We start from the raw sequence: 12,453 nt of genomic DNA on the forward strand, positions 1-12,453 counted from the left end.
TCCGAAGTGATCCCACGGTCAACCGGAAAAAATGGCAAAAATCGAAATCGACAGGGCACAGAACTTAAACGCTAGCGTCTTGGACAGAGGCTAAAATGCGTCTTCCGTTTCATTCGCTCCGCCCCATGCTGCCTCAACCCTCCCTGCTCGGCTGGCTTCCCGTCTGGCAACGCAATTTCCTGGTCTGGCGCAAGCTTGCCCTGCCGTCCATCCTCGGCAACCTGGCCGACCCGCTGATCTACATGCTCGGCCTCGGCTACGGGCTGGGTGCCATGCTGCCCAGCATCGAAGGCCAGCCCTACGTCGCCTTCCTGGCCGCCGGCACGGTCTGCGCCTCGACCATGAATGCCGCCACCTTCGAGGCCCTGTACTCGGCCTTTTCGCGCATGCACGTCCAGAAAACCTGGGAAGCCATCCTCAACACGCCGCTCGGGCTGGGCGATGTCGTCGCCGGTGAACTGTTCTGGGCGGCGACCAAATCGCTGTTCTCGGGCGCTGCCATTCTCGTCGTCATCACCGGCATGGGCCTGACCAACGGCCCGCTCATGCTCTGGGCACTGCCGGCCATCGTCCTCACCGGGCTGGCCTTCGCCGCCCTCGGCCTGATCTGGAACGCGCTGGCCCCGTCCTACGATTTCTTCATGTACTACTTCACGCTGTTCATCACGCCGATGACGCTCATTTCCGGCGTTTTCTTCCCGACCGACCAGCTGCCCGGCTGGCTGGCGCTGATCGGCGGCTGGCTGCCGCTGGCCCAGGGCGTCGCGCTGGTTCGCCCGCTGCTCGCCGGCCAGATCCCGGCCGACGCCCTGATCCACATCATGGCGCTGCTCGCCACCGCCGGCATAGCCTTCACCATCGCCCTCCACCTGACCCGCCGCCGCCTGCTCAAGTAGAATCCACTAATGGAAACCCTGCTCGTCATCACCAACTGCCCGGACGAAGAAACCGCCAACGCCATCGCGCTCGCCGCGGTTGAAGAAAAACTGGCCGCCTGCGTGAACATCCTGCCGCGGGTCCAGTCGGTCTATCGCTGGCAGGGCAAGGTCGAATCGGCCTCCGAAATTCCGCTTTTTTTCAAGTCGACCGTAGCAAGCTACCCGGCGCTCGAAGCCAGAATCCGCGAACTCCATCCCTACGAGCTGCCCGAAATCATCGCCCTGCCGCTCAGCCACGGCTTCCCGGCCTACCTGAACTGGGTGGCAGCAGAAACGATCCAATGACCATGCGCCTCCTGTTCCTCGTTTTCGCCTTTTTCCTCTCGCTCGCCCACGCCGAGGAATTCCTCGACCCGGCCGTTGCCTTCAAGCCCTCGGTCAAGGCGCTCGACGGCCAGACGCTCGAAATCAGCTACGAAATCGCCAAGGGCTACTACCTCTACCGCGACAAATTCCGTTTCACCGTCGACGGCGAAACGGCCCCCCTCGGCACGCCGACCTTCCCCAAGGGCAAGGAGCACGACGACGAGAATTTTGGCAAGGTCGAGGTCTATTACAAGACCGTCGCCATCCGCGTCCCGGTCGAGCGCATGTCCTCCGGCCCGTTGCCGCTGAAACTCAACGTCACCTCGCAAGGTTGCGCCGATGCCGGCGTCTGCTATCCGCCGCAAACCCAGCCGCTCAGCGTCGAACTGCCCGACCCGGCCAGCGCACCGCCAGCCTCGACGGCGCCGGCAGAAGGCGACGAAAGCGGCCAGATCGCCGCCACGCTCAAAAACGCCGGCTTCTGGACCAGCCTCGCCTTCTTCTTCATCGCCGGCCTCGGCCTGTCGCTGACCCCCTGCGTCTTCCCGATGATCCCCATCCTGTCCGGCATCATCGCCGGGCAGGGCCACAAGAACTCCCACGCCCGCGGCTTCGCGCTGTCCTTGGCCTACGTCCTCGGCATGGCCGTCACCTACGCCGCGGCCGGCGTCGCGGCCGGCCTGAGCGGCACGCTGATTTCCGCCGCGCTGCAAAACCCCTGGGTGCTCGGCAGCTTCGCACTGGTTTTCGTCGTGCTCTCGTTCTCGATGTTCGGCTTCTACGAGCTGCAATTGCCAACCGCACTGCAAAGCAAGTTGTCGGAAGAATCCGGCCACCTGCAGGGCGGGCGCGGCATCGGCGTTTTCCTGATGGGCGCGCTGTCGGCGCTCATCGTCGGACCCTGCGTCGCGGCGCCGCTGGCCGGTGCGCTGCTTTATATCGGGCAGACCGGCGACGCTGTGTTCGGTGGCGCCGCGCTGTTCGTCATGGCGCTTGGCATGGGGGCGCCGCTCATCGCTGTCGGCATTGCCGGCGGTTCCCTGCTGCCCAAGACCGGACCGTGGATGGAAGGCGTCAAGAAGGCTTTCGGCGTGCTGCTGCTGGCCACCGCCGTCTGGCTCGTTTCGCCGGTCATTCCAGCCGTGGCATCCATGCTCGCCTGGGCGACGCTGCTCATCATCCCGGCCATCTACCTCCACGCCCTCGACCCACTGCCGCCGCACGCCAAGGGCTGGCACCGTTTCTGGAAGGGTATCGGCATCGTCATGTTGCTAACCGGCGCCGCGCTGCTCATCGGTGCGCTAGCCGGTGGCCGCGACCCGCTGCAACCGCTGGCCGGGCTACGCGGACAGGCGGTCGCCGCCGAAGAGAAAAGGCTGCCGTTCGAACGCGTTGCATCGGTGGCCGATCTGGAAGCCCGAATCAAAGCCGCCGGCAAGCCGGTCATGCTCGATTTCTACGCCGACTGGTGCGTCTCGTGCAAGGAAATGGAGCGTTTCACCTTCTCCGACCCCGCTATTCGGGCCAAACTGGCTGGTTTCACGCTGTTGCAGGCCGATGTCACGGCCAATTCGGACGACGACAAGGCTTTATTGGCCAAATTCAAGCTGTTTGGCCCGCCGGGCATCATTTTCTACGATGCCAAAGGCCAGGAAAACAAGGCCGTGCGCATTGTCGGCTTTCAGGATGCGGCGCAGTTCATGAAATCCCTGCAGCAGACCGCGACAGCCGGCTAGATTTTTTGCAGTTTGGCCCGGCCCTGCGCGTGGCGCAGGCCAAGAATACCGAACACCGCGCCCACCACGGCGCCGGCCACGACATCGATGACCACATGCTGGCGCGTCGCCACGGTCGACCACAAAATCGCCAGACAATGCAGCCAGATCAGCCAGCGCAGGGCCTGCGGGGCGGAGATCGTTGTCACCAGGCGGTCAAGCCAAATCGCCGCAAACACCGCCGAGGCGACATGCAACGACGGGCAGGCGTTGCCACTGGCATCGACGTCCTTGATGATCGCCATTTCCGGATAGAGCCTCCAGTCGATGCCGGCCGGCGGAACGGCGGTGGGGAAGGCCCAGAAAATGGCCAGGCAGAACAGGCACATCGCCGCCATCCACAGGCCGAACAGCGCCAGTATCCGGAATTCCCTGAACAGTGCGGCCGGCAGCGAGGCGTAAACCCACAGCGAGGCATAGACCGGAAAAGCCAGCGCCGTGACGGGAATCCACTGGTCGACGACGGTCAGCGGCATCAGCGTGGCCGGGAACAGCGGGTTGCGCAATATCCCGAAATAAGCCCAGAAAAAGGCCAGCATGAAGAGCATCGTGCCGACTGCCTTGAGCGGCCACAGAAAGATCATCCGGGATGCAATCTGCCGGATCCAGTGCGGTTCGTGGAACAGGTGCATTGATGGCTCGAAAGAAGGCAATTGGGAGTAGCGCGCCGCCATGGTAGCAAATCGCATTTCTGGCGCCCGGGAACGATACTCCAGCGCAAGAGTATGGGGGGAAACCTTTGGAAAACATGGGCTTTCAGCTAAAATCGCGGGTCTATGGAATCCATTGGCCTGATTCGCGATTTTCTCAAGGACCGCCTCGGCGTCGAGCCGGAAAATGTCGTTCCCGGCGCCGTGCTGGCTGAGCTTGGCGTGGACTCGCTGATGATGCTCGAACTGATGTTCGAGTTCGAGGATCGCTTCGGCATCAAGCTGTCTCGCGACATCAAAACTCCCCGGACCGTTGGCGAGATGGTTGCGCTGATGGACGGGCTGATCGCCCAGTCGAAGAGCTGAGCCATGAGCCAGCGGCGGGTGGCGATTACTGGCCTTGGGCTGGTCAGCCCTTATGGCGGCGACCTCACGGATTTCTTCAGTCGCCTGTGCGCCGGTCAATCGGCCGTCGGCTACCTGCTGACCGACGACGTTCCGCGACCGCTGTCGATGCCTTTCGTCAGTTGTCCCGCTTTCGATCCCGATGTCGCGCTCGGCAAGCCGCTGGCCAGCATGATGGACCGCTTCGCCCAGTTCGCCATGGCTGCCGCCTTCAGCGCCTGGGACGATGCCGGCCTGCCGCGCAAGAACGAAGCTGAAAACCGCGACGACTGGGGCGTTGCCTGGGGCACCGCCCTCGGCGGCACGATGGCCTACGAAAAGGGCTACCGCGAGCTTTGGCAGAAGGGCCGCGAACGGCTGTCGCCGCTGACCGTCCTGCTCGGCATGAACAGTTCGGCCAACGCCCACATTTCGATCCAGCTCGGGCTGGGCGGCGTCAGCATGAGCCACACAGTCGCCTGCGCCTCGTCGGCCATTGCCATCGGCGAAGCTTTCCGCCGCGTGCGCAGCGGTGAAGCAACGGTCATGCTGACCGGCGGCTCCGATGTGCCACAGGCCTACGGCGTTGCCCGCGCTTGGGAAGCCCTGCGCGTCATGGCGCCGGGCGATGCCGAGACTTCGGCCACTGCCTGCAAGCCATTTTCGGCCGAGCGCCGCGGCCTGGTGCTGGGCGAGGGCGGGGCGGCCCTGGTCCTTGAAGACTGGGACCATGCCGTCGCCCGCGGCGCCCGCATTCACGGCGAGATCGTCGGCTACGGCACGACCTGCGACCATAGCCATCTCGTCCGCCCGGAAGCCGCTGGCCAGATCCGCGCCATCCAGCTCACGCTCGCCGACGCCGGCCTGAGCGCCGCCGACATCGATTACGTCAACGCCCACGGCACGGCGACGGCCGAAGGCGACCCGGTTGAAGTTGCCGCCCTGAAAGCCGTTTTCGCCGAGCGCGCGGCAAGCCTGCCGGTCAGCGCCACCAAGTCGATGCACGGCCACATGCTCGGCGGCTCGGCGGCCATCGAAGCCATCGTCACCGTCCTCGCCCTGCGCGACGGGTCGATTCCGCCGACCGCCCATCTTGGCACCCTCGACCCGGACTGCACCGGCGTCGACCACGTGGCGACGGCCCGCCACGGCCAACCGCTGCGCGCCGCGCTGTCCAATTCCTTCGCTTTTGGCGGCAGCAACGCGGTCCTCGCGTTCCGCGCCGTCGACCTGTAACCCCACGGAAGCACCGCCATGTCTGAAGCCATTTCGCCGGAAATCATCGAAGCTCTGTTGCCGGAGGTTGCCGAGCTGATCGTCACGGCACTCAACCTCGACGTGCCGCCGGCCGACATCGAAGCGGATGCGCCGCTGTTCGGCGACGGCCTCGGTCTCGACTCGATCGACGTGCTCGAAATCGCCCTGGTCATTTCAAAAAAATACGGCTTCCAGCTCAAGTCGGACAACGAGGACAACCTGCGCATCTTCTCGTCGCTGCGCGCCCTGTCCGCCCACATCGCCTCCCAGCGGACCAAATGAGCCTGTCCCCGGGCCAGCTGCTGCGCGGCCTGGCCGTCGTCGTCTTTCTCGCAATCTGGGCCTTCCTGGCCCACACCGGCAGCGCCGGCGAAGGTTCCGGCGATCTCTCGGTACTCCTTGGCGTCGCCCCCATAGGCGCTGCCCTCGGCCTGCTGCTCTGGCGCAGCAGCCACGTGCTGCTGACCGGCGCCGGCATTCTCGCCATGCTCGGCGGGCTGGCCTGGTATTGGCCGACCCTGCGCGAAAACATCGCGCTGCTTTTTTTCATCCAGCACCTCGGCACCAACCTGGCGCTCGGCGCGCTGTTCGGGCGCAGCCTGCTCGGCGACGGCGAAGCACTGATCACTCAGCTTGCCCGGGCGGTGCATGAAGCCAATCTGTCCGAACTCAAGCGCCGCTACACGCGCCAGGCGACGCTGGCGTGGACCCTGTTTTTCCTCGGCAATGCGCTCATTTCGGCCGTCCTCTGGCTACTCGCGCCACACACCGTCTGGTCGATCTACGCCAACCTGCTGTCGGCGCCACTGCTCGGCGCCATGTTCATCGGCGAACACATCTGGCGGCTCAAGGCCCTGCCACCCGACGAGCGGCCGAGCATCGCCCAGGTCGTCAGCGCCTACCGCATGCGCAGCCAGCAGAAAGCGTCCGCCGCCGATCTCGAAACACCGCAGCCACCCGCCAATCCGTCATGAACATGGTTCCACTGCTCGCCCACGGCGACCTCGACGCCGTTTTTGCCTGGTCGGCCGACGGCCCGATCAGCGTTGGCGACTACCTGGCCGATGCCCACTGGCTGGCCGAACAACTGCCGGCCACCGGCTATCTGCTCAACCTCTGCCACGACCGTTACCGCTTTGCCGTCGGCTTCGCGGCCGGCTTGCTGCGCGGCATGACCAGCCTGCAACCCTCGTCGCAATCAGCGGAAACCTTCCGCCGCCTGCAGACCGAGTACGCCGGGCTGGTTTGCCTGTGCGACGGTGCCGCCGATACGCTTGACCTGCCACGCCTTGATTTCCCGGCCGATTCTTCGTGCATTCCCACGGTCAACCGGAAAAAAGGGCCAAAAACGAAATCGGCCATCCCCGAGTTTCCCGCCGATCATCTTGCCGCCATTCTGTTCACCTCCGGTTCCACCGGCCTGCCGCAGGCCCAGCGCAAGACCTGGGGCAAACTCGTCGCCAACGGCCGGGCCGAAGCCGTCGCCCTCGGCCTCGACCGCCGGCCGCACGCCATCGTCGGCACCGTGCCGGTCCAGCACAGCTACGGCTTCGAATCGACCTTCCTGCTCGCCCTGCACGGCGGCTGCGCCTTCTGGGCCGGCAAGCCGTTCTATCCGCAGGACATCGCCGGCGCACTGGCCGCCGTGCCGCAGCCGCGCCTGCTCGTCACCACGCCTTTCCACCTCTCGGCGCTGCTCTCGGCCGAAATCGAGCTGCCGCCCGTCGACCTGCTGCTCTCGGCCACCGCGCCGCTATCGACGACGCTGGCCGCTCAAGCTGAAGCTCACACCGGCGCGCCGATGCACGAAATCTACGGCTCGACCGAATCCGGCCAGCTGGCCAGCCGGCGCACCACAGCCGGCGCGGAGTGGACCCTGCTGCCCGGCGTCCGGCTCGAGCAGGACGGCGACGACACCATCGCCTGCGACGGTCACGTTGAAGGCCGCGTCACGCTCTCCGACCTCATCGAACTGCTGCCCGATCACCGCTTCCTGCTCCATGGCCGCCACGCCGATCTGGTCAACATCGCCGGCAAGCGCACCTCGCTGGCCTACCTCAACCACCAGCTCGGCGCCGTTCCCGGCGTCGTCGATGGCGCCTTCTTCCTGCCCGACGAGGAAGGCCCGGACGGCATCACGCGCCTCACCGCCTTCGTCGTCGCCCCCGGCCTAACTTCCCGCCAAGTCAGCGTCGAACTGCGCCAGCGCATTGACGCCATCTTCCTGCCCCGGCCGCTCGTCCTCGTCGACAAACTGCCGCGCAACAGTACCGGCAAATTGCCGCGCGGCGATCTGCAGGCGCTCTACGCCGAGAAAGTCAGCCATGGCGGACGCTGAATATCGCTGGCTGGTCCCAGCCGACCATCCGGCCTTCGCCGGCCATTTTCCCGGACGGCCCATCGTGCCTGGCGTTGTGTTGCTCGACCGTGCCATCCTGTTCGCCGAAGAAATGCTCGGTAAGCCGGGCCTCAACTGGCAGGTCGGCAACGCCAAATTTTTCAGCCCGGTCGGCCCTGAGGAAGCGCTTACTTTCTCGCTAACCACCAAGCCAAGAGGGGCCATTTCTTTCATCGTGCGTGCCGCCGAGCGCGACGTCGCCTCCGGCAGCCTGACCGCCACCGCGCCATGAGCCGGAAAGAGCCGACCGACGCCGACTGGATGCGCCAGCAGGAACGCAGCAATCTCGCCATCCTCAGGCTCATGGTGTGGATCTCGCTGACCTTCGGCCGCGCCGTCGGCCGCCTCGTCCTCTACGGCATCGCCGCCTATTTCGTCCTCTTCTCGCCGCGTGCCCGCCGCTGCAGCCGCGACTACCTGCATCTGGCGCTCAACCGCTGGGCCGAGTGGTCGGACGGTTTCCGCCATGTTTTCAGCTTCGCGAGCACGATCCACGATCGGATCTATCTGCTCAACGACCGTTTCGACCTGTTCGACATTGAAATTATCGGCAACGAAGCCGTGCAGAAAGTGGCCGCCGAGCACCCCGGCGCCTTGCTGATCGGCGCCCATCTCGGCAGCTTCGAAGTCCTGCGCGCCGTCGGGCGAGGGCAGCAGGGCCTCAAGGTGGCGATGATGATGTACGAGGAAAACGCCCGCAAAATCAATTCGACGCTCGAAGCGATCAACCCGGCGGCCAGTCAGGACATCATCGCGCTCGGCCGCATGGATTCGATGCTGCAGGCCCGCGACCGACTCGACGAGGGTTACCTCGTCGGCATGCTGGCCGACCGCGGGCTGGGCGACGATGCCACGGTCGACTGCGATTTTCTCGGCAAACCGGCGCCGTTCCCGCTCGGCCCCTTCCGCATGGCCGCCATGCTGCGCCGCCCGGTTTTCTTCATGACCGGCCTCTATCTGGGCGGCAACCGCTACCAGTTGCATTTCGAACCGCTGGCCGATTTTTCGCAGACGACGCGTGAAGAACGCGACATGGCGATCCACGCCGCCATGCAACACTACGCCGACCGCCTGACCCATTATTGCCATCTGGCGCCATACAACTGGTTCAACTTCTTCGATTTCTGGCAGAAAAAATGATCAAACGTCTCCTCGGCTGTCTTTTTCTGTTGATTCTGGCCCTGCCGGCCTCGGCCGCCTTCGATGTCGGCCAGCTCATGACCGACCTCGCCAGGAACAAGGGTGGCAAGGCCAAATTCACCGAGAAGAAATACATCTCGCTGCTCGACAAGCCCGTCGTATCGTCGGGGGAAATGAGTTATACGGCGCCCGACCGCCTTGAAAAACGGACGCTGGTGCCCAAGGTGGAAACGCTGCTGCTCGACAAGGACATCCTGTCGATCGAGCGCGAGAAGCAGAAACTCAGCATCAATCTGGCCAACCAGCCGGAAGCGCTGGCCTTTGTCGACAGCATCCGCGGCACGCTTTCCGGCAACCGGGCGGCGCTCGAGAAAAACTATGCTCTGCATTTATCGGGCAATGCCGACAAGTGGGTGCTCACACTGCTACCCAGCGACCAGAAAATCTCGGCGCTGGTCCTGCGCATAACGGTCAGCGGCAGCCGGGGTCTGGTCCGCAGCATCGAGTACCTGCAGGCCGACGGTGACCGCTCGGTGCTCAATATGGAGCCGATCGAAACCAAATGAGCGCGGCGGCCCGTGCTTTCCTGATCTGGCTGCTGGCCATGCTGGCCGGCGCCATCGTCGTCTGGAACAGCCATTTTTCGGCCGACATGTCCTTCTTCCTGCCGGGCCGGCCGAGCGCGGCGCAGCAGGTGCTGGTCGACCAGTTGAAGGAAGGTGTCGTCACCCGCCTGCTCATGGTCGCCATCGCAGGCGGCGATGCGGCACAGCGGGCGGCGGCATCGCGCCAGTTGCGCGGTCGACTGGAAAAATTGCCCGAATTTGTCGCCATCCAGAACGGCCAGGCCGGCAGCCTCGATGCCGACCGCGACTTCCTGTTCCGCCACCGCTACCTGCTCAGCCCGGCCGTCAAGCCCGAACGCTTCACCGTCGACGGCCTCCGGGCCAGCATCGCCAATAGTGTCGATCTGCTCGCCTCGCCGGCCGGCATGATGATCAAGCCCTTGTTGCCGCGCGACCCGACCGGCGAAATGATCGAACTGCTCTCCGGCCTCAACGCCGGCGCCCAGCCCAATACGCAGGAAGGCGTCTGGGCCTCGCGCGACGGCCAACGGGCCATGCTGCTGATCCAGAGCGCCGCCCTCGGCTCCGATACCGACGCCCAGGAACAGGCGATCGCCACCATCCGCAGCCAGTTTGCCGAAAGCGCCCAATACGCCGGCTTCAGCGACGCGCGGATCGTGATTTCCGGCCCAGGCGTCTTCGCCGTCACATCGCGCGAAACGATCAAGAGCGAAGTCAGCAAGCTGTCATCGATCAGCACGCTGGCCATCATTGCCGTACTGTTCTTCGTCTATCGCTCGGCCCGGCTGCTCAGCCTCGGCCTGCTGCCCGTGGTCAGCGGGGCGCTGGCCGGCATCGTCGCCGTCAGCCTGGCCTACGGCACGGTTTTCGGCATCACCGTCGGCTTCGGCTCGGCGCTGATCGGCGAGGCGGTCGATTACTCGATTTATTATTTCGTCCAGTCCGGCCGGCTCGGCGCGGCCGAATGGCGGGCGCGCTTCTGGCCGACCATCCGTTTGGGCGTGCTGACCTCAGTTTGCGGCTTCGCCGCACTGCTCTTTTCCGGCTTCCCCGGCCTCGCCCAGCTCGGCCTCTATTCGCTGAGCGGCGTGCTGACCGCCGCGCTGGTCACCCGTTTCATCCTGCCGGCGCTGGCCGGCAACGATCATCCGGTCCGCGACCTGAGCCACCTCGCCCCGCCGCTCAAGCAGGGCATCCGGGTGTTGCAAGGCCTGCGCTGGCCAGTCATTCTGCTCACCGCCGCGGCGCTAACCGTCCTCGTCATCGACCGCCACCAGCTCTGGCACCCGAACCTGTCAGCCCTGAGCACGGTCAGCGCCGAAGACTCGGCCACCGACATGGCGCTGCGCGCCGACATCGGCGCCCCGGATTCACGCTACATGGCCGTTATCACCGCACCGGACCGCGAAGCCGCGCTGCAGGCAGCCGAACGGGCCGGGCAGCAGCTCGACGCGCTGGTGGCAAAGGGCATCATCGGCGGCTACGACAGCCCGGCCCGCTTCCTGCCCAGCCAGGCCACGCAGGCCGCCCGCCGGGCCAGTCTGCCAGCCAGCGACGAACTGGCGGCGCGTCTGCAATTGGCGCAGGCCGATTCCCCGCTCGCTGCCAACAAGCTCGCCCCCTTCCTCGACGAAGTCGCCAAGGCGAAAGAGCAGGGTGCCATCACCCGCGAAACGCTCAACGGCACGAGTCTGGCGCTCGCCGTCGACTCGCTGCTCATGCAACGGCCAAACGGCTGGAGCGTGCTGCTGCCGCTGCGCCCGCCAGCCGGCGTCAAGGGCGTGGACATCGAGCCGGTGCGCGCCAAACTGGCCGGCAGCGGCGCGCTGTTCATCGACATGAAGTTCGAATTCGACCGCCTCTACAACGATTATCTCGACGAGGCAACGCTGCTCTCGCTGGCCGGCTTCGCCGCCATCGTCGCGCTGCTCGCCGTCACGCTGCGCTCCCCCCGCCGGCTCGGCGCCGTCCTGCTGCCGCTGCTCCTCGCCGTCATCCTGGTCATCGCCGGGGTGCATCTGGCCGGCGAACAGCTGCACCTCATGCACCTGATCGGCATGCTGCTGATCGTCGCCGTCGGCTCAAATTACGCGCTGTTCTTCGACCGGGCCGGCAAGGAACACCGGCTCGATGCGCCGACGCTGGCCTCGATGGCCATCGCCAACCTGACCACCGCCATCGGCTTCGGCACGCTCGCCCTGTCCAGCGTGCCGGTCCTGCACGCTGTCGGCATTACGGTTGGCCCGGGCGCCGTGCTGGCCTTGTTACTGGCGGCCTGTTTTTCGGAGCGCGAAGGTGAATAGCCCGCTTCCCACGGTCAACCCGAAAAAACGGCCAAAAATGAAATCTCACGTTTCACGTGAAACCGCCGCATGAGCGCCGCGCTCCGCACCCTGCGCCATGACGGCGGCGGCGACAACCTTCTCGTCCTGCTCCCCGGCGCCTACATGACGCCCGAGCACTTCGCCGACAACGGCTTTTTCGCCGACGCCGCCGTGCGCCACCTCAAGCTCGACATCGTCGCCGTCGACCTCGGCCTCGATGCCGTGTCGAGCGGCGACGCGCTGCCCGCCGTCATCGAACAGATTCTGATCCCGGCCCGCGCTCAGTATCGGCAAGTCTGGCTCGGCGGCATCTCGCTCGGCGGCCTGCTCGCGTTGTGCCTTAACGCCGATCATCCCGGCCTCGTCGATGGTCTTTGCCTGATCGCGCCGTACCCCGGCAGCCGGCTGACCACCAACGCCATCAAGCGGGCCGGCGGCCTCGACATCTGGGAGCCAACCGAAGTCGACCTGACCGACCCCGAGTTCCGCGCCTACAACTGGCTCAAAGCGCCGCCGGCCGCTTTCCCCGTCTTCGTCGGCTACGGAACGGAGGACCGCTTCGCCGAAGGCATGCGAGACATCGCCGACCGCTTCCCGCCCGCCGCCCGCTGTGGCCTGCCGGGCGACCACGACTGGCCAGTCTGGCGCGATTTGTGGGAACATTTTCTCAACCTTGGCCACTTCGCCACCTGAC

At 65.5% G+C, this 12,453-nt stretch carries 14 protein-coding genes; 13 read left to right on the forward strand and 1 reads right to left on the reverse strand.

Annotated elements, in window-relative coordinates:
* Positions 1-125 precede the first annotated feature (125 nt).
* The 3 genes from KI610_RS19790 to KI610_RS19800 are packed head-to-tail and all read left to right on the forward strand — an operon-like array spanning position 126 to position 2,980.
* Positions 126-896 carry an ABC transporter permease gene (locus KI610_RS19790; protein ID WP_226496646.1) on the forward strand — a complete coding sequence of 257 codons (771 nt, stop codon included), beginning with the start codon at positions 126-128 and terminating at the stop codon, positions 894-896.
* Positions 897-905: 9 nt separating this feature from the next.
* Entirely contained in the window at positions 906-1,223 is a 318-nt protein-coding gene (gene cutA / locus KI610_RS19795) for a divalent-cation tolerance protein CutA (protein WP_226496647.1), read from the forward strand.
* Positions 1,220-2,980, forward strand: coding sequence for a protein-disulfide reductase DsbD (locus KI610_RS19800; protein ID WP_226496648.1), 1,761 nt, complete (start codon positions 1,220-1,222; stop codon positions 2,978-2,980). The genes cutA and KI610_RS19800 overlap by 4 nt, the downstream gene beginning before the upstream one ends.
* On the opposite strand, the gene KI610_RS19805 is transcribed toward KI610_RS19800, so the two are convergent.
* Positions 2,977-3,708 (reverse strand): phosphatase PAP2 family protein, encoded by a 732-nt coding sequence (locus KI610_RS19805; RefSeq protein ID WP_226496649.1) that lies wholly within the window; start codon positions 3,706-3,708, stop codon positions 2,977-2,979. The two genes, KI610_RS19800 and KI610_RS19805, sit on opposite strands and share 4 nt — an antisense overlap.
* 87 nt (positions 3,709-3,795) lie before the next feature.
* Between KI610_RS19805 and KI610_RS19810 the strand changes: the two genes are divergently transcribed.
* From KI610_RS19810 to KI610_RS19855, 10 genes are all read left to right on the forward strand, one after another.
* Positions 3,796-4,035 carry an acyl carrier protein gene (locus tag KI610_RS19810; RefSeq protein WP_226496650.1) on the forward strand — a complete coding sequence of 80 codons (240 nt, stop codon included), beginning with the start codon at positions 3,796-3,798 and terminating at the stop codon, positions 4,033-4,035.
* Between the two features lie 3 nt (positions 4,036-4,038).
* On the forward strand, positions 4,039-5,289 hold the full coding sequence (locus tag KI610_RS19815; RefSeq protein ID WP_226496651.1) for a beta-ketoacyl-[acyl-carrier-protein] synthase family protein: 1,251 nt from the start codon (positions 4,039-4,041) through the stop codon (positions 5,287-5,289).
* Between the two features lie 18 nt (positions 5,290-5,307).
* Entirely contained in the window at positions 5,308-5,592 is a 285-nt protein-coding gene (locus tag KI610_RS19820; protein ID WP_226496652.1) for a phosphopantetheine-binding protein, read from the forward strand.
* Positions 5,589-6,284 (forward strand): COG4648 family protein, encoded by a 696-nt coding sequence (locus KI610_RS19825; RefSeq protein WP_226496653.1) that lies wholly within the window; start codon positions 5,589-5,591, stop codon positions 6,282-6,284. Before KI610_RS19820 ends, KI610_RS19825 begins: the two co-directional genes overlap by 4 nt.
* Complete coding sequence (locus tag KI610_RS19830) at positions 6,281-7,648, forward strand: AMP-binding protein (protein WP_226496654.1); 1,368 nt, start codon at positions 6,281-6,283, stop codon at positions 7,646-7,648. The genes KI610_RS19825 and KI610_RS19830 overlap by 4 nt, the downstream gene beginning before the upstream one ends.
* Positions 7,635-7,940 (forward strand): hypothetical protein, encoded by a 306-nt coding sequence (locus KI610_RS19835; protein ID WP_226496655.1) that lies wholly within the window; start codon positions 7,635-7,637, stop codon positions 7,938-7,940. The genes KI610_RS19830 and KI610_RS19835 overlap by 14 nt, the downstream gene beginning before the upstream one ends.
* Complete coding sequence (locus KI610_RS19840; protein ID WP_226496656.1) at positions 7,937-8,848, forward strand: LpxL/LpxP family acyltransferase; 912 nt, start codon at positions 7,937-7,939, stop codon at positions 8,846-8,848. Before KI610_RS19835 ends, KI610_RS19840 begins: the two co-directional genes overlap by 4 nt.
* Entirely contained in the window at positions 8,845-9,414 is a 570-nt protein-coding gene (locus tag KI610_RS19845; RefSeq protein WP_226496657.1) for an outer membrane lipoprotein carrier protein LolA, read from the forward strand. Before KI610_RS19840 ends, KI610_RS19845 begins: the two co-directional genes overlap by 4 nt.
* Positions 9,411-11,738: an MMPL family transporter gene (locus tag KI610_RS19850; RefSeq protein WP_226496658.1), complete on the forward strand. Its 2,328-nt coding sequence runs from the start codon at positions 9,411-9,413 to the stop codon at positions 11,736-11,738. The genes KI610_RS19845 and KI610_RS19850 overlap by 4 nt, the downstream gene beginning before the upstream one ends.
* A gap of 69 nt (positions 11,739-11,807) precedes the next feature.
* A complete protein-coding gene (locus tag KI610_RS19855; protein WP_226496659.1) occupies positions 11,808-12,452 on the forward strand; it encodes an alpha/beta fold hydrolase in 645 nt (214 codons plus the stop codon).
* Position 12,453 lies beyond the last annotated feature (1 nt).

Source organism: Ferribacterium limneticum (genome assembly GCF_020510565.1).
Classification (GTDB): Bacteria; Pseudomonadota; Gammaproteobacteria; order Burkholderiales; family Rhodocyclaceae; genus Azonexus; species Azonexus limneticus_B.